Genomic DNA, 17,251 nt, shown 5'->3' on the forward strand with positions numbered 1-17,251 from the left:
CTCAGGGCTCCCGGGTGTCGGCCAGCGACGCGAAGGCGATGACGTTGTCCTCGTAGCCGGTGTTCCCGCCGACCCAGGCGCCGCCGCAGGTGATCAGCCGCAGCGCGGGCGGGCCGTCGTGGCCGTACACCCGGTCGGCCGGCAGGTTCGACTTGTCGAAGTGCTCCACCGAGTCGACGGTGAAGACGGCGACCCGCCGGTCGTCGCGGGTCACCTCGATCCGGTCGCCGGGCTTGAGCTTGCGCAGGTCGTAGAAGACGGCCGGGCCGCTCTTGGAGTCGACGTGCCCGACGATGATCGCCCGACCCTGCTCGCCCGGGGTGGGGCCGCGGTCGTACCAGCCGGTCTCGTGGTGCCGGTTCAGCGGCGGCACGTCGATCGACCCGTCCCGGGCCTGACCGACCGGCGCCACCGGGGCGTCCACCCGGATCGCCGGGACGGCGAGGCTGACCGGCCGGCTCGCCGGCAACCCGCCGGCACCGCCCCGGGCGGCCCGCGGCTCGGCGCTCGCCGTCGTACCGGGGCCGGCGGCCCAGTCGAACGGCCCGGCCGTCCGGCCCAGCCCGGCGCCGGTGGCGAAGACGCCGATCAGCACCAGCAGCACGGCCAGCGGCGTCGACCACGGACTGCGGGACTGCCGCCGGTCACGCCGAGCGGCCGGCGCGGCGGAGGGCTGCGGGGCCGGCACGTTGCTCAGCCCCTGGCCGCGCCGCGCGGCCGGCGGGCCGCGACGATGCCGACGATCGCCCCGGCGATGGTCAGCGCCAGGCCACCGGGGACCAGCAGCCCACCGAGGCCGAGACCGCCGGCCGCCCCGCCGAAGCCGGTGTGCGGGCCGGGGCTGGGCTTCACGTGCTTGACCACCTGGAGCATCGTCGACGCGGTGGCCCCGTCGCGGCACTCCAGCTTGACCCGGTAGTTGCCGGGCCGAGTGCGCTCCTTGACCATCGCCGAGGCGGTCAGCAGCCCGTACTGCGGATGCACCTGGACCCGGCCGAAGGCGTCCGAGACGACGGTCGCCGGGATCGAGTTGTCCTTGCAACTGGCCCGCAGGCCGACCAGATAGCCGGGGCTCACGACGCTCGGGCGCACCTCGACGAAGACGACGTTGCCGGGCGGTGGCTGCGGGTTGCCGCCCTGGTCCGGCCAGCCCCCCGACGGGTCACCCGGGGCCGGCGCGAGCACGGGCGGCGGGGCGGCGACGGGACGGGCGGCCTCGGCCGGCGCGGCGGCGAGCAGCGCCGGGGCGAGCGCACCGAAGGCGACCGCCACGGCGGTGCGCTGGAGCGTGACCGACACCCTGCCCCCTCTCGGCGCCCTCGGGCAGCGCCGGGGCGAGCGGAGCACCGGCCTGCCGTACGGGATGAATCGTCTCACCCCCGGGCGTACATCACATCCGATACGCCGGAACCGTCGCGTACGCTCGGGTCGCTGTGACCTCCACCGACCAGACCCCCGCCGTCCCGGCGGCGACGCACCCCGCCGGGATCCGTACCTTCCATCCCCGCCGTGGCCGGATGAGCGGCCGGCAGACCGACGCGCTGGAGCGGCTCTGGCCCGCGTACGGCCTCGACGTGGCCGGGCTGGACGGGCCGTTCGACCCGGGCGCGTTCTTCGGTCGCGGCGCTCCGGTGGTGCTGGAGATCGGCTCCGGCATGGGCGACGCCACGGCCTCGATGGCCGCCGCCGACCCGGACCGAGATTATCTGGCGGTCGAGGTGCACACGCCCGGAATCGGCAACCTGCTGGAGCTGGTGCAGCGGCACGGGCTGGGCAACGTCCGGGTGGCCCGGGGGGACGCGCTCGACCTGGTCCGGGCGATGCCGGAGGGCTGCCTGGACGCGGTGCACGTCTACTTCCCCGACCCGTGGCCGAAGGCCCGGCACCACAAGCGGCGGATCATCCAGCCCCGGCACGTGGCGCTGCTGCGCTCCCGGCTGCGCCCGGGCGGGACGCTGCACTGCGCCACCGACTGGGCCGAGTACGCCGAGTCGATGCGCGACACGCTCACCGCCGATCCGGAGCTGGTCGACGTGCACGGCGGGTACGCGCCCCGCCCGGCGCACCGCCCGGTGACGAAGTTCGAGCGCCGCGCCCTCACCGCGGGCCGCCCGATCTTCGACCTCCTGCACACCCGCCGCTGACCCCGCCCCTCGCCGGCGCCTTCCGGGGCGCGCGACCGGGGTGGACGACGACCCGGTTGGCGCGCGGGGCCGTGCGGCGGGCACGATGGGGGCGCCATGACTCTCACTGCCGCGCTGCCTCGAAGCGCCGACCCCGACACCCTCTTCGACGCGTTCGCCGGCTGGGCGAAGGAGCGCGGCCTCGATCTCTACCCGCACCAGGAGGAGGCGGTCATCGAGATCGTCTCCGGCGCGAACGTGATCATGAACACCCCGACCGGATCGGGCAAGAGCCTGGTCGCCATCGCGGCGCACTTCGCCGCCCTGGCCGACGACCGGACGACCTTCTACACCGCCCCGATCAAGGCCCTGGTGTCGGAGAAGTTCTTCGCCCTCTGCGAGGTCTTCGGCGCGGAGAACGTCGGCATGCTGACCGGCGACGCCAGCGTCAACGCCGACGCCCCGATCATCTGCTGCACGGCGGAGATCCTGGCCAACCTCGCCCTGCGCGAGGGCGCCCGGGCCGACGTCGGCCAGGTGGTCATGGACGAGTTCCACTTCTACGCCGAGCCGGACCGGGGCTGGGCCTGGCAGGTGCCGCTGATCGAGCTGCCGCAGGCGCAGTTCGTCCTGATGTCCGCCACGCTCGGCGACACCACCCGGTTCGTCGACGACCTGTCCCGGCGCACCGGGCGGCCGACCGCCGTCGTCCGCTCGGCCGAACGGCCGGTCCCGCTGCTCTTCTCGTACGCGATGACGCCGCTGCACGAGACCCTGGAGGAGCTGCTCCAGACCAAGCAGGCCCCGGTGTACGTCGTGCACTTCACCCAGGCGGCCGCGCTGGAACGCGCCCAGGCCCTGATGAGCGTCAACGTCTGCACCCGCGCCGAGAAGGACATGATCGCCGAGGCGATCGGGAACTTCCGGTTCACCTCCGGCTTCGGCAAGACCCTGTCCCGGCTGGTCCGGCACGGCATCGGCGTGCACCACGCCGGCATGCTGCCGAAGTACCGCCGGCTGGTGGAGACCCTGGCCCAGGCCGGGCTGCTCAAGGTCATCTGCGGCACCGACACCCTCGGTGTCGGCATCAACGTGCCGATCCGCACCGTGCTCTTCACCGGCCTGAGCAAGTACGACGGCGTCCGGACCCGGCTGCTCAAGGCCCGGGAGTTCCATCAGATCGCCGGGCGCGCCGGCCGGGCCGGCTTCGACACCCTCGGCCGGGTCGTCGTGCAGGCCCCCGAGCACGTCATCGAGAACGAGAAGGCCCTCGCCAAGGCCGGCGACGACCCGAAGAAGCGCCGCAAGGTGGTCAAGAAGAAGCCGCCGGAGGGCTCGATCGGCTGGGGCGAGCCGACCTTCCAGCGGCTGGTCGAGGCCGAGCCGGAGCCGCTGACCTCCAGCTTCCAGGTCAGCCACTCGATGCTGCTCAACGTCATCGGCCGGCCGGGCGACGCGTTCGCCGCGATGCGGCACCTGCTCACCGACAACCACGAGGAGCGCGCCGCCCAGCGCCGGCACATCCGCCGGGCCATCGCCATCTACCGGGCGCTGAAGGCAGGCGGCGTGGTCGAGCAGCTCGACGAGCCCGACGAGAACGGCCGGCGGGTCCGGCTCACCGTCGACCTCCAGCTCGACTTCGCGCTCAACCAGCCGCTCTCTCCCCTCGCGCTGGCCACGATCGAGCTGCTGGACACGGCGTCGCCGTCGTACGCCCTGGACGTGCTCTCGGTGATCGAGTCGATCCTGGACGACCCGCGCCAGGTGCTCTCCGCGCAGCAGTTCAAGGCCCGCGGCGAGGCGGTCGCCGCGATGAAGGCCGAGGGCATCGAGTACGAGGCCCGCCTCGAACTGCTCGACGAGGTGACCTGGCCCAAGCCCCTGGCGGAGCTGCTGGAGTCGGCGTACGAGATGTACCGGCAGGGGCACCCGTGGGTCGCCGACCACCAGCTCTCCCCCAAGGCCGTCGTCCGGGACATGTACGAGCGGGCGATGACCTTCGGCGAGTACGTGCAGTTCTACGGGCTGACCCGCTCGGAGGGGCTGGTGCTGCGCTACCTGGCCGACGCGTACAAGACGCTGCGGCAGACGGTCCCCGAGGACGCCAAGACCGAGGAGCTGGTCGACCTCATCGAGTGGCTGGGCGAACTGGTCCGCCAGGTCGACTCCAGCCTGATCGACGAGTGGGAGCGGCTGCGCAACCCGTCCGACGTGGCGGAGGTCGCCGCCAGCCTGGACGATCGTCCGCCGGCGGTGACCCGCAACGCGCGGGCCTTCCGGGTGCTGGTGCGCAACGCGCTGTTCCGCCGGGTCGAGCTGGCCGCGCTGCGCCGCTGGGATCTGCTCGGCGAGCTCGACGCCGCCGACGGCTGGGACGCCGACGCGTGGGCCGACGCGCTGGAGCCGTACTTCGAGTCGTACGACGCGATCGGGGTGGGGCCGGACGCGCGCGGGCCGGCGCTGCTGATGATCGAGCAGGGCCGGGAGCGGTGGACCGTACGGCAGATCCTCGACGACCCCGACGACGACCACGACTGGGGCATCAGCGCGGAGGTGGACCTGGCCGCCTCCGACGAGACGGGCGCGGCGGTCGTCCGGATCACGGACGTGGGACAGCTGTAGGAACTTCTCGAAAAGGGCCGTCCGGGATGCCCGGTCGGCCCTTTTCGTACCCTGGGCGATGTCAGGCCCGTCGATTAGAATGTATGTACTAATCGAGTTCCTGACCTGGGAGGATGCTCGTGACCGCGCCCACCTCCGCGACCCCGCTCACCCCCTACGCCACCCTCCTCGGTTTCACCCGGTACGTCGACCGCACCGGCCCCACCAAGGCCACCTTCGTCGGCGGGCTGCGCAAGCAGCGGGCCAGCCGCTCGGGCTTCAACCCGCACGGCCAGTTCGTCAAGGCGCTCAAGGCCGACGTCGCCTTCCACACCGGCGGCACCCACCTGGCGCAGGTGGCCGATCTGGTCAAGCCCCGCTGGCGCCCGCTCTACCAGGCGCTGGTCCCCGGGGCGACCGCCTGGCTGGAGTCCCTCGGCGACCCGAGGTCGGTGGAGCTGGCCCAGACCCGCGACGCGCTCGCGATGCTGGGCGACCTACCCGTCAAGATCAACCCACACTTCGGCGTCCGGTACGCCGACGGCCACGCCGAGGCGGTCCGCCTGCACTTCGACGAGACGCCGCCGAGCGAGGAGGCGACGCTGGCGACCCTGCACCTGATGGCCCGCCACATGGACGCGGTGCTGCCGCACGCCGAGCCGGTCCTGGTCGACGTGCGGCGCGGCACGGCCCACCGGATGCCCGCCGACGCCAAGCCCGATCAGGTGGAGCGCTGGCTGGCCGGGGAGGCCGCCGCCTTCCGCGCCATCTGGTCCACCGCCGCCTGACGACCCGCACCCCCGCCCGGGCCAGCCGGGCATCCTCATCTCCGTTTGCGGCATGTCGCGGTGTCCTTCGCTCGGGACACCGCGACATGCCGCAAACCGCGGACCGGCCCAGCGGGCACGCACGGCCGTTCGGCGGGCCGGCTCGGCGCGCAGGCGCGGTCGGCGGGTCAGCGGGCGCGCTCGGCCCGGCGGATCAGCCCGGCCGCGACGAGCCCGCCGACGAGGACGGCCACCGCGCCGACCGTCTGACCGGTCTCCAGCGCCACCCGGAAGGCGTCGGAGACGAGCCCGCGTTCGTCCTCCGTGCGGGCGGCGGCCAGCGCCGCCGGGAACGACCCGGCGCCGGCCAGGGCGGCCGGCAGCAGCGCGCCGAACCGGGCGTTGAGCACCGCGCCCAGCACGGCGATGCCGAGACTGCCGCCGAGTTCGGTCATGGTGCCGTCCACCCCGGCCCCGGCGCCGGCCTTCTCCGCCGGGATCGCGCTCATCACCGCCTCGACGATGGCCGGGTTGGCCAGCGCGCAGCCGGTGCCCATCACCAGCAGCCCGGCGAGCAGCACCGGATATCCGTCCCCCGGGGCGTGGGTGACCAGCGCGAGCCCGGCGGCCAGCAGCACCATGCCGACCGCGATCGCCGCCGGCACCCCCAGCCGGCGGATCAGCGCGGCGGCGACGCCCGCGACGTTGAGCACCACGATGGAGAGCGCGAAGGGCACCATCCGCAGGCCGGCCTCCCAGGCGGTGTAGCCGCGGATGAACTGCAGGTGCTGGGTGAGCAGGAACAGCGCCCCGGTGGCCCCGAAGGTGATCAGTACGACCCCGCAGACCGCGCCGACGAACCGCCGGTGCCGGAACAGGTCCATGTCCAGCATGGGATCTGGGATCCGCCGTTCCCACAGCACGAAGCCCGCCAGCAGCACGATCCCGCCACCGGCCGCGCCGAGCACCGCCGGAGCGCGCCACCCCACGTCCGGCCCGGCGATGATCGCCCAGACGATGCCGGTCAGCCCGGCCGTGGAGAGCAGCACGCCACCGAGGTCGGGACGGCCACCGCGCTCCTCGCGCGACTCCGGGACCAACGCCCGGACCGCCAGCAGACAGACCAGCACCACCGGCAGGTTGGCCAGGAAGACGGCCTGCCACGGCAGGTGGGCCAGGATGGCCCCGCCGACCGGTGGGCCGGCGGCGAAGCCCAGCGCGCTGGTCGCCGCCCAGAGACCGATCGCCCGCTGCCGCTGCGCCCCGTGGAAGACCTGCATGGCCACCGCGAGGGTGGCGGTGACCAACAGGGCCCCGCCGACGCCCATGCCGGCCCGGGCCGCGATCAACTGCCCGCCCGAGCGGGCCAGCCCGGCGGCGAGCGAGCCGGCCCCGAACAGGACCAGGCCGGCCAGCAGCATCCGGCGGCGGCCGTACCGGTCGGCGGCGCTGCCGGCGCTGAGCAGCAGGCCGCAGAGCACCAGGGCGTACGCGTTGATCATCCACTGGACGTCACCGGTGGTGGCGTCGAGTTCGGTGGTGAGCACCGGGATCGCCACGGTCAGCACGGTGTTGTCCAGCACCACGATCACCTGGGCGAGGCAGAGCACCGCCAGGATCAGCCATCGGTGGCGGACCGGCACGTCGCCGCGCGCCGCCACCGTGGACGGCGCGGCGGCGGTCGGGGCGGCGGCGCTCACCGCTGCGGGGCGAAGCGGGCGAGCGGGTTGGCCAGGGTGCCGACGAACTGGAGCGCGGCCGACGGGTCGGCGAGGTCGACCATCTGCCGGTTGTTGCGCAGTTGCAGCCGGTTGAGACACGACCGCGGGAACTCCGCGGCGAACAGGTCGTACCGGCGCAACCGGTCGGCCAGGTGCGGGACGCTGTCGGCGTAGTCCGCGGCGGTCGCGGCGACCGTGCGCCAGAAGGTGTCCTCGTCGAGGACGCCCTCGGTGACCAGGATGGCGTTGAGGTGGCGCAGGAAGCAGTCGACGACGTCCGTGAAGATCGACAGGATCTTCTCGTCCTCCGGCACGGCGACCCGGATCCGGCGTACCGGCTCCGGCAGGTCGGCCTCCGGGTCCATCACCGCGATCTCCTCGGCGATGTCCTTGAAGATCACCCGCTCGACCACCCCGTCGTGCAGGACGAGGATGACGTTCTCCCCGTGCGGCATGAACGCGAGGTCGTGGGCGTAGAGGCTGTGCAGCAACGGGACCAGGTAGGCGTCGAGGTAGCGGCGCAGCCACACCTGCGGGGCCAGCCCCGACCGGGCGACCAGCGCCCCGGCGAACGAACGCCCCGCCCGGTCGACGTGCAGCAGCGACGCCATGGTGGCCAGCCGCCGCCCCGGTTCCAGGCCGGGGACCGGGCTCTCCCGCCACAACGCCGCCAGCATCTTGCGGTACGGGGAGTACCGGTCGGTCGCCGCCTCGTACTGGCGGTGGCGGTACCCGACGGCGGCCCGCTCCCGGATGATCGACAGCCGGGTGCGCCGGAACACGGGGTCGGCGGCGACGAGGTCGGCGAGCCAGTCGTTGATGGCCGGGGTGTTCTCCATGTACGCGGCGGACAGGCCCCGCATGAAGCCCATGTTCAGCACCGACAGGGCGGTCTTGACGTAGTGCCGGGTCGGGTCGGTGACGTTGAAGAAGGTGCGGATCGACTGCTGGGCGAGGTATTCGTCCGGCCCTTCGCCGAGGCACACCAGCCGGCGCCGGGCGACCTCGCCGGCGAAGCTGACGGAGAGCTTGTTCCACCACTGCCAGGGGTGCACCGGGATGTACAGGTAGTCGGCCGGGTCCAGGCCGAGGTCGGTGAGGGTACGCGCGAAGCCGGCGAGGGTGTCCGCGCCCAGTTCGGCCCGGAGCAGCGTGTCGTGGTCGAGGTCGGCGGCGCTGCTGAAGGTGGCGTGATCGCGGTGCGCGGCCAGCCAGAGCAGCCGCACCGGCCGGGCGGCCTCCGGGGCGTACCGGTGGTACTCGTGCACCCCGAAGCCGATCCGGCCGTTGTTGGCCACGAAGCAGGAATGCCCCTCGGTCATCTCCGTCTCGATCTCCTGGAACTCCGCCTTGACCAGGTCGGCGGCGCTCACCTCCGGCTTGCCGAGCTTGTACGCCGTCCCGGCCAGGGTCGAGCTGATCTCCTCCAGGTAGACGGGCAGGACCTCGTCGGAGAGGCCGAGCGCGCCGCGCAGTTCCAGGCAGAGGTCGACGGCGTCGAGGGGCAGTTCCCGTCCCCCGGCGTGCCGGGTGATCCCGGCGGCGTCGACCTGCCAGTGGTCGAGGGCGAAGCGGCGGGCCGTGAACCGGTACTCGACCGCCCCGTCGTCGCTGCGGACCAGGTAGCGGTCCGCGCCCGTCGGTTCGGGGACGATCAGGCGCTCGTGGGCGAACTCCGCCAGGGCCTTGCGGACCAGCAGCCGGTTGGCCGCGTCCCAGCGCGGCGGGGTCAGGTGGTCCACGGATGCGGTCGCGTTCACGCGGGCACGGCTCCTCGGGTGGCGGTCCGGAACTGGTCGCGGGTGCAGACGCTGAGCAGGGCGTCCTTCTCCGGCTTACGGATCGGGCCGACGACGGTGAAACCGACGGCGGCGTTGAGCGCGTGCACGGCGGTGTTGCGCACGTCCGGCTCCACGACGACCCGGCGGGTGGCGGGGTCGGCGAAGAGCCAGGCCAGCACGGTGGTGATGACCACGCGGGTGAAGCCGGGCACGGGGGTGTCGGTGGGCGCGCACAGGAAGTGCATGCCGACGTCGCCGTCGACGTGGTCGTACCGGCCGGCGAGTTCGACGTGGGCGGGGTCGTACCGTTCGGCGAGGAACGCCGGCCGGCCGCGCCAGGATCCGAGGAAGGCGTCGTGGTGCGGGTGCGCGGCGATCCGCCGGTACGCCTCGGCCACCCGGGCCACATCGGCGTCCTGCATCATCCAGAACGCGGCCTTGGGGTGGGTGACCCAGCGGTGCAGCAGCGCCGCGTCGCCGTCCGGGTCGAGGGGGCGCAGCGTGAACTCCCCCAGCCGCTCGTCGACCCGACGGAAGCTCGGCGCGGTCACGATGCCGCTCCGGCCGGCACGCCGAACTCCTGGAAGGCGATGCGCGCCTCGATCGGGTAGTGCTCCCGCCCGGTCAGCTCCCGGATGATCCACGAGTTGCGGTACGGGCCCATGCCCAGGTCGGGCGAGGTGACGCTGTGCGCGTGGGTGGCGGCGTTCTGGAGGAAGACGCCCCGGCCGGTGTGGTCGACGCTGTAGTTGCGGGCGACGTCGAAGCGGCCGTGGGAGTCCCAGCGGAGTCGGTCGCGGATCGGGTCCAGGAACTCGGGCACCCGGTAGTGGTAGCCGGTGGCCAGCACCAGCCCCTCGGTGGTGAGGGTGAGGTCGCGGCCCTGCTCGACGTTGCGCAGCCCCAGCGTGTACGTGCCGGACGGCTCGTCGTACGCGGCGGTGCGCAGCGTGGTGTTGGTCATCAGCCGGGTCGGCACCGGACCGTGCACGTTCTTGGCGTACAGCAGGTCGTAGATGTCGTTGATCAGGTCGGCGTTGATCCCCTTGAACAGGCCCTTCTGCTCCGCCTCCAACCGGTAGCGGGTCGGCTCGGGCAGGGCGTGGAAGTAGTCCACGTAGTCCGGCGAGGTCATCTCCAGGGTGAGCTTGGTGTACTCCAGCGGGAAGAACCGCGGCGAGCGGGTCACCCAGGTGAGCCGGTAGCCGTACGTGTCGATGTCGGCGAGCAGGTCGTGGTAGATCTCGGCCGCGCTCTGCCCACTGCCGACCACGGTGATGCTGCGTCTGGCCCGCAACGCCGCCCGGTGCTCCCGGTACCGCGAGTTGTGGATCAGGTCGCCGCCCAGCCCCCGGCACGCCTCGGGCAGGTGCGGCGGGGTGCCGGTGCCGAGCACCAGGTGCCGGGCGCGGTGGGTCACCCGGTCGCCGGCCACCGTGGCGTGCACGACGTACCGCTCGTCGGTGGGGTCGTACTCGATGGCGGTGACCTCGTGGCCGAAGCGGACGCCGGGCAGTTTCGCGGCGGCCCAGCGGCAGTAGTCGTTGTACTCGGCGCGCAGCGGGAAGAAGTTCTCCCGGATGTAGAACGGGTAGAGCCGGCCGGACTCCTTGAGGTAGTTCAGGAAGGAGTACGGCGAGGTCGGGTCGGCCAGGGTGACCAGGTCGGCGATGAACGGCGTCTGCAGGTGGGTCGACTCCAGCAGCATGCCGGGGTGCCAGTCGAAGGCGTCGCGCGCCTCCAGGAACAGGCCGTCGAGGTCACCGATCGGCTCGGCGAGGCAGGCCAGGCCGAGGTTGTACGGGCCCAGTCCGACGGCGATGAAGTCGTGGGTCGACACGGGTGTCTCCAGGTGCGGTCAGCCGACGGGACAGGACAGTTCGCCGGCCGTGCGGGTACGCACGTACCAGCCGGCGTGCTCGGCGATGAGATCGAGCACGTGGGCGACGTCGTCCACGGTGGTCGCGGGGTTGAGCAGGGTGAACTTCAGGTAGTGCGCGCCGTCCACCTTGGTGCCGGCGACGAGGGCGGCCCCGGACGCCGCGAGGGCCTCGCGGGCGTACAGGTTGGCCTCGTCGACGAGCCGCCGGCCGGCGCCGGTCGGCAGGTAGCGGAAGACCACGGTGCTCAGCTGCGAGCGGGTCACCACCTCGAAGCGGGGGTCCTCGGTGAGCAGCCGCCAGGCGGTGTCGGCGCGGTCGACGACCTCGTCGAAGAGCGCGCCGATCGACTCGGGGCCCATGATGCGCAGGGTCAGCCAGAGCTTCAGGGCGTCGAACCGGCGGGTGGTCTGGATGCTCTTGTCGACCTGGTTGGGGATGCGCTGCTCGACGGCCCGGGCCGGGTTGAGGTAGTCGGCGTGCCAGGTGGCGTGCCGCAGCACCCGGGCCTCGCGTACCAGCAGGGCGCTGGAGCTGACCGGTTGGAAGAACGACTTGTGGTAGTCGACGGTCACCGAGTCGGCCCGCTCGACGCCGTCGAGCAGGTGCCGCCGGGTCGGCGAGACCAGCAGACCGCAGCCGTACGCGGCGTCGACGTGCAGCCACACGCCGGCCGCCGCGCAGACGTCGGCGATCGCGGGCAGCGGGTCGATGCTGCCGAAGTCGGTGGTGCCGGCGGTCGCCACCACGGCCATCACGATGAGCCCGTCGCGCCGGCACCGGTCGATCGTCCGGGCCAGTTCGTCGGTACGCATCCGGCGGTCGGCGTCGGTGGCGACGGTGACCACCGCGTCCGCGCCGAGGCCGAGCAGCTTCGCCGCCTTCTGCACGCTGAAGTGCCCGGCCACCGAGGTGATGACGCGCAGCCGGGACAGCAGCTCGGGACGGGACGGGCGCGGGCCCGGGAAGCTGACGGCCCGGGCGCAGGCCTCCTCGCGGGCCAGCAGCATCGCCTGCAGGTTGGACTGGGTTCCGCCGCTGGTGAACACGCCGTCGGCGGCGGGCCCGAGCCCGATCCGCTCCGCCGTCCAGTCGATGAGCCGGCGCTCGATCAGGGTGCCGCCGGCGCTCTGGTCCCAGGTGTCCATGGAGGAGTTGACGGCGCTGAGCACCGCTTCGCCGAGCAGGGCCGGGATCACCACCGGGCAGTTCAGGTGGGCCAGGTAGCGCGGGTGGTGGAAGTAGACCGCGTCGCGCAGGTAGACGTCCTGGAGCTCGTCCAGGGCCGCCCCGGTGTCGCCGAGCGGCCGGTCCAGGTCGATGCCGTTGATCCGGGGCGCGAGCTGCTCGGGGCTCACCCCGGTGAACGGCGTGTCGGCGGTGGCCACCCGGCCGGCGACCCGGTCGATCCCGTCGGCCAGCGCCCGCCGGTAGTGCTCCACCGAGTCGGCGTGGAACAGGTGGGCCCGGCCGGTGGCCGCCGGGGCGCGGACCGCCGCGGGCGCGAGGGCCGCGGCAGGTGGTCCGGACAGACTCATGTTGGTCCTCAGAGGTCGAGAGTGGAGACGAAGGGACGACGGAGCACGCCGCCCACCGGCGCTCCGGCGGTGATCGCAAAGTTAGGTTACCCTAACCTAACTTTTGATCGTCGTCACCGGGCCCGGCGTGTCGTGGTCAATGCGACACCGCCACCGGCTCGGCCGGGCGGACCTGGCCGACCCGAGGGGCTCGCCGGAACCGCCGTTGGTGCGCGACGCCCGCCGCGACACCGGCCACGACCAGCACGACCGCGCCCACCGCGACGGAGGGATAGCCCACCCGGTCGGCGGCGGTCAGCCCGACCGAGGCCGCCACGAAGGAGCAGACCAGTCCGAACGAGGACAGCACCGTGAAGTCGGTGCCGCCGGTGCCGGGCCGGGAGTAGTCCATGTTGACCGTGTAGAGCACCACGTTGGCGACCGTGTAGGCGGCCATGAAACAGCACAGCGCGGTGACCGTCCCGCCCAGCGGGGCCCGTCCGTTCATCAACGGCAGCAGCATCACGGTGGAGACCGCGAGGGCGACGCCCGCCGCGACGAGCACGGCGCCGCGTCCGAACCGCCCGACCGCCACCCCGGCGAGCAGACCGGCCACGATCGCCGGGGTGCTGGTCACCACCCCGGTCACCACGCCGACCCGGGCCAGGGACCAGCCCGCGTCCACCAGCGCCGGGGTCACCAACGCGTACGCCGCGCCCGCGCCGACGTAGACCAGCGGCACCACGCCGAACGTCCACCACCGGCACCCGGGCTGGCCGAACACCGACAGCAGCGCCCGGTACGCCGCCCGCGTGGACGGCACCCGGTCGGTGCGGACCGGTTCGCGGAACCGCCAGACCACCAGCAGCCCGAGCGAGGTCAACGCGGCCAGCAGCAGGATCGCCGCCCGCCAGCCGTACCGGTCGTAGACCACCACGCACGCGCCGCCGCCGAGCAGGTTGCCGAGGTAGCCGGCGGCGACCTGGATGCCGTTGCCGGTGCCCCGGGCGCGCTCGGAGAGCAGCCGCACGGCGACGGCGTCGACGGCGATGTCCTGGGTGGCGGAGAGGAACACGTACCCGGCGCAGATCGCGACGAGCGGACCGAGCCGGCCGCCCGGGTCGTCGAACGGGACGAGGGCCAGCAGGGCCAGCACGAGACCGCCCTGCAGCACCAGCAGCCAGGAACGGTAGTGGCCGCGGTGACGGGAGCCGTACCGGTCGAGGATCGGCGCCCAGAGGAACTTGACCGGCCAGATCAGTCCGACGACCTGCAACAGGGCCAGGGTGTCCAACGAGGTGCCGCCGTCGCGCAGGATGGCGGTCAGGCCGACGGTGATGAAGCCGATGCCGAGGTACTGGGTGACGTAGAGCGCGCCGAGCGTGCCGAGACGACCCCTCACCGGGCGCTCCAGTAACCGAGCGAGGTCACCTGGTGCTTGCCGACGCCCAGCGTACGGCGGGCGTGCCGGGTGACGGCGCGGGTGCTGGCCGCCTCGCAGGCGAACCAGTAGTGCGCGTCGTCGGCGGCGGGCAGGGCCGCGCACACGGTCTCGACCAGGTAGCGCCCCTCGTCCTTGCGCGGCACCCAGGTGACCTCGTGGTGCGCCCGGGCGCGCGCCGGCAACGCCTTCTCGCCCTCGTCGGCGTACTCCAGCCAGACCGTCGCCGGGATGTCGGCGGCCGCGTCGAGCAGGCTGTTGACCGCCGGCAGCGAGGCGGCGTCGCCGACCAGGTAGAGGTGCCGTGGCGCGGGGTCCGGCAGATGGAACGTGCTGCCCTGCACGGTGGCGTCGATGCTGTCACCGGCCCGGGCGGCGACGGCCCACCGGGCGGCACACCCGTCGTGCAGGGCGAACTCCAGGTGGAACCGCCCGGTCGCGGGGTCCGGGTCGACCAGGGTGTACGCGCGCTGGTGCGCCCGGCCGCCGTCGTCGAACCACAACCGGATCCACATGGTGGGGTGCACCCCGCAGGCTTCCAGCAGCCCACCGCCGTCCACCAGCAGCCGCCGGTACGCCCCGCCCACCGACTCGGCGTCGAGCACGGTGAGCCGGAAGTCCCGGCCACCCATCGCCTTGAGCACCAGGGCTTCCCAGTTGCGCTTCACGCGACCCCCTCCAGTAAGGTTTACCTTAGTTAGGGGAGGGTAGCCTAAGTTGATATTCGTACCGTGCCCGGCTCGGGCGTGTCCCCGCAGGACCGCACCGTGACCGGCATCCACCGCGATGCCTGGGGCGTGCCCCACCTGCGCGCCGACGACGTCGACGAACTGGCCCGGCTGCAGGGACGGGTGACCGCCCTCGACCGGGCCTGGCAGATCGAGACCGAACGCCGGCGCTCCGAGGGCCGGCTCGCCGAACACGTCGGCCCCGACGCCCTCGACTGGGACCGGTTCGCCCGCCGCGCCCGCCTCGACGACACCGCCCGGCGGTGCTTCCACCGGCTCTCCCCCACCACCCGGCGATGGGTCACCGCGTACACCCACGGCGTCAACGACGCGCTCGCCGAGGGCGCGGCCGGCGCGCCCGAGTTCGCGGCCACCGGCTGCGCGCCCGGCCGGTGGCGACCGTGGTCGCCGCTGGGCGTGTTCCTCGTGCAGCACATCCTCTTCGCCACCTTCCCGAACAAGCTGTGGCGCGCCCACGTCACGGCCACCCTCGGCCCCGACGCGGTCGACCTGTTCGCCGTCGAGGGACCGGGCGGCTCCGGCAGCAACGCCTGGGCGGTGCCCAGCGACCCCGCCACCGGGCGCGCGCCGGTCATCGCCGGCGACCCGCACCGCGTGCTCGAACTGCCCGGCATCTACCAGCAGGTCCGCCTCGCCTGTCCGGAGTTCGACGTGTTCGGCCTCGCCTTCCCCGGCGTACCGGGGCTGCCCCACTTCGGTCACGCCGGCGACGTCGCCTGGGCGGTCACCAACGCCATGGCCGACTATCAGGACCTCTACCGGGAGCAGCTGCGCCGCGACGGCGAGGGGGTGCTGGTCCGCGACGCCGACGGCTGGGTGCCGGCCCGCAGCCACGCCGAGCGGATCACGGTACGCGGCGGCGACACCGAGACCGTGGAGGTCATCGAGACCCCCCGGGGACCCGTCGTCGACCACGACCGGCACACCGGAGAGGCGATCAGCCTGCGCACCCCGGCCCGGGTCGAGGAGAGCCTGGGCTTCGACGCGCTGCTGCCGCTGCTGCGCGCCCGCACCGTCGACGACGTCGCCGACGCGCTGCGGGCCTGGGTGGAGCCGGTGAACAGCGTCCTGGTGGCCGACCGCAGCGGCGCCGTACACCAGCTGGTCGCCGGGCTCGTCCCCACCCGCGACGAGCGGTGCCGGCGCGAACCGGTGCCCGGCTGGGACCCCCGGTACCGGTGGCGGGGCGGCTACGCCGACGCGAAACCCGTCGAGGTCGACGGGTTCGCCGTCTGCGCCAACGACCGCCGCGACGACGTGGCCGACCTCGGCGACGACTTCGCCCCGCCGCACCGCGCCGAACGGATCCGCGCCCTGCTGGTCGAGGGCGCCGCGCCGGAGACCGTCCACATGGACACCCGGCTCGCCGCGACACCGCTGCGCGACGCCCTGCACCGGCTCGACCCCGACACCCTCACCCCGCCAGCCCGGGTGCTGCGGGATCGGCTCACCGCCTGGGACGGGCGGATGCGGGCCGACAGCCTCGACGCCGGGGCCTTCGCCGCGTGGCGTACCGCGCTCGCCCGCCGGCTGCACGAGCACCCCCGGCTGCGCCCGCTGCGCGCCCCGAGCGCGTACGACGGGTTGTTCCGGCCGTGGACGGACCCGCTGGCCCGCATCGGCCACGCCCTCGACGGCGTCGTCGCCGGGCTGCACCGGCTCGGCGCGGACGTGGCGCCGGTCGTGGCGGCGGCGCTGGAGGACGCCGCTGCCGCACCGCCGCGGACGTGGGGGCAGCGGCACGTGCTGCATCCGGTGCACCTCGGCGTGGCGCCGGCCGTCGACGACGCGGTCGCCGCCATGCGCAGCCGGACCGCCCTCGCGGGGGACACCGACTGCGTGCTCGCCACCACCAGCGTCCCCGGGACCTCCGACGCCTGCTGGCGCGGGCCGGTCGCCCGCTACGTCTTCGACCTCGGTGACGCCGACCGCAGCCGCTGGATCGTCCCGTTCGGCGCCTCCGGACGCCCCGGCGACCCGCACTTCGACGACCAACTGCCCCGGTGGGCCACCGGCGAGCTGATCCCGGTGACCACCGACTGGCGTCACCTCACCCCCGACCCGTACGAGACGAGGCACCCGTGACCTACCAGGAGAAGATCCCCGGCTTCGGTGAGCTGCGGCTCGTCGTGGTCGACCCGGCCGTCCACGCCGAACTGCTGCACGGCTGGGTCACCCAGCCCCGGGCCACGTTCTGGGGCATGGGGTCGTACACCGTGGACGAGGTGCGCGACGTCTACGCGTACCTCGACGGCCTCACCACCCACCACGCGTACCTGATCACGCTCGACGGCACGCCGATCGGGCTGTTCCAGACGTACCGGCCCGAGGCCGACCCGGTCGGCGAGCGCTACCGGGTACGCCCCGGCGACATCGGCATGCACCTGCTGCTCGCCCCGGGGCGGCGTCCCCCGCGCGGACTCACCACCGCCGTCGGCCCCGCCCTGGCCCGCTTCCTGTTCACCGACCCGAGCCGGCAGCGGATCGTGGTGGAGCCCGACGTCCGCAACCAGATCGCCCTGCGTCGGCTGCAACGGGAGGGCTTCACCTTCGACGAGGAGATCGACATGCCCGACAAGCGCGCCCAACTCGCCTTCCTCACCCGCCCCCACTTCGAGTCCCGCCAACCTCCCGCCTGACCCCTCCTCCCCCTCCCCCTCCGACCCCCGAC

Annotated in this window: 14 protein-coding genes; 5 read left to right on the forward strand and 9 right to left on the reverse strand. The window is 73.4% G+C overall.

The genetic code is table 11. The features are described from left to right. Position 1: 1 nt before the first annotated feature. Both ACPFP2_RS11745 and ACPFP2_RS11750 read right to left on the reverse strand, forming a co-directional pair. Complete coding sequence (locus tag ACPFP2_RS11745; protein ID WP_424088848.1) at positions 2–688, reverse strand: class F sortase; 687 nt, start codon at positions 686–688, stop codon at positions 2–4. A 5-nt stretch (positions 689–693) separates the two neighbouring features. Beyond that, positions 694–1,299: a hypothetical protein gene (locus ACPFP2_RS11750; protein WP_424088849.1), complete on the reverse strand. Its 606-nt coding sequence runs from the start codon at positions 1,297–1,299 to the stop codon at positions 694–696. 134 nt (positions 1,300–1,433) lie between these two features. Between ACPFP2_RS11750 and trmB the strand changes: the two genes are divergently transcribed. From trmB to ACPFP2_RS11765, 3 genes are all read left to right on the forward strand, one after another. After that, complete coding sequence (gene trmB, locus ACPFP2_RS11755) at positions 1,434–2,144, forward strand: tRNA (guanosine(46)-N7)-methyltransferase TrmB (protein WP_424088851.1); 711 nt, start codon at positions 1,434–1,436, stop codon at positions 2,142–2,144. 96 nt (positions 2,145–2,240) lie between these two features. Continuing rightward, on the forward strand, positions 2,241–4,745 hold the full coding sequence (locus ACPFP2_RS11760; protein ID WP_424088853.1) for a DEAD/DEAH box helicase: 2,505 nt from the start codon (positions 2,241–2,243) through the stop codon (positions 4,743–4,745). A gap of 119 nt (positions 4,746–4,864) precedes the next feature. Next, positions 4,865–5,512: a hypothetical protein gene (locus tag ACPFP2_RS11765; protein ID WP_424088855.1), complete on the forward strand. Its 648-nt coding sequence runs from the start codon at positions 4,865–4,867 to the stop codon at positions 5,510–5,512. A gap of 167 nt (positions 5,513–5,679) precedes the next feature. Here the strand turns inward: ACPFP2_RS11765 and ACPFP2_RS11770 are convergent, their stop codons facing one another. The 7 genes from ACPFP2_RS11770 to ACPFP2_RS11800 all read right to left on the reverse strand — a co-directional run bounded on the left by ACPFP2_RS11770 (position 5,680) and on the right by ACPFP2_RS11800 (position 14,499). Then, positions 5,680–7,191: an MFS transporter gene (locus tag ACPFP2_RS11770; RefSeq protein ID WP_424088856.1), complete on the reverse strand. Its 1,512-nt coding sequence runs from the start codon at positions 7,189–7,191 to the stop codon at positions 5,680–5,682. Then, on the reverse strand, positions 7,188–8,972 hold the full coding sequence (locus tag ACPFP2_RS11775) for an IucA/IucC family protein (protein WP_424088857.1): 1,785 nt from the start codon (positions 8,970–8,972) through the stop codon (positions 7,188–7,190). The genes ACPFP2_RS11770 and ACPFP2_RS11775 overlap by 4 nt, the downstream gene beginning before the upstream one ends. Then, positions 8,969–9,544, reverse strand: a complete 576-nt coding sequence (locus ACPFP2_RS11780; protein ID WP_424088858.1) for a GNAT family N-acetyltransferase — start codon at positions 9,542–9,544, stop codon at positions 8,969–8,971. Before ACPFP2_RS11780 ends, ACPFP2_RS11775 begins: the two co-directional genes overlap by 4 nt. After that, positions 9,541–10,833 (reverse strand): lysine N(6)-hydroxylase/L-ornithine N(5)-oxygenase family protein, encoded by a 1,293-nt coding sequence (locus ACPFP2_RS11785; RefSeq protein WP_424088859.1) that lies wholly within the window; start codon positions 10,831–10,833, stop codon positions 9,541–9,543. Before ACPFP2_RS11785 ends, ACPFP2_RS11780 begins: the two co-directional genes overlap by 4 nt. Before the next feature lie 18 nt (positions 10,834–10,851). Further along, entirely contained in the window at positions 10,852–12,411 is a 1,560-nt protein-coding gene (locus ACPFP2_RS11790) for a pyridoxal phosphate-dependent decarboxylase family protein (RefSeq protein WP_424088860.1), read from the reverse strand. Positions 12,412–12,547: 136 nt separating this feature from the next. Then, the gene (locus ACPFP2_RS11795) at positions 12,548–13,792 is read right to left on the reverse strand and encodes an MFS transporter (RefSeq protein ID WP_424088861.1); all 1,245 of its coding nucleotides are present in this window, start codon (positions 13,790–13,792) and stop codon (positions 12,548–12,550) included. After that, positions 13,789–14,499 (reverse strand): siderophore-interacting protein, encoded by a 711-nt coding sequence (locus tag ACPFP2_RS11800; RefSeq protein ID WP_424088862.1) that lies wholly within the window; start codon positions 14,497–14,499, stop codon positions 13,789–13,791. Before ACPFP2_RS11800 ends, ACPFP2_RS11795 begins: the two co-directional genes overlap by 4 nt. Positions 14,500–14,577: 78 nt before the next feature. On the opposite strand from ACPFP2_RS11800, the gene ACPFP2_RS11805 reads away from it, so the two are divergent. After that, positions 14,578–16,665, forward strand: a complete 2,088-nt coding sequence (locus ACPFP2_RS11805; RefSeq protein ID WP_424088863.1) for a penicillin acylase family protein — start codon at positions 14,578–14,580, stop codon at positions 16,663–16,665. Continuing rightward, positions 16,662–17,219 (forward strand): GNAT family N-acetyltransferase, encoded by a 558-nt coding sequence (locus ACPFP2_RS11810; RefSeq protein ID WP_424088864.1) that lies wholly within the window; start codon positions 16,662–16,664, stop codon positions 17,217–17,219. Before ACPFP2_RS11805 ends, ACPFP2_RS11810 begins: the two co-directional genes overlap by 4 nt. The last annotated feature ends 32 nt before the right edge of the window (positions 17,220–17,251 follow it).

Origin of the sequence: Micromonospora citrea, from assembly GCF_049629545.1 — a bacterium.
In the GTDB taxonomy this organism is placed as follows: Bacteria; Actinomycetota; Actinomycetes; order Mycobacteriales; family Micromonosporaceae; genus Micromonospora; species Micromonospora citrea_A.

Excerpts from the sequence above, each read along its gene's own strand:
- ACPFP2_RS11790 (WP_424088860.1), bottom strand. The coding sequence starts at position 12,411 with ATGAGTCTGTCCGGACCACCTGCCGCGGCCCTCGCGCCCGCGGCGGTC.
- ACPFP2_RS11760 (WP_424088853.1), top strand. The coding sequence starts at position 2,241 with ATGACTCTCACTGCCGCGCTGCCTCGAAGCGCCGACCCCGACACCCTC.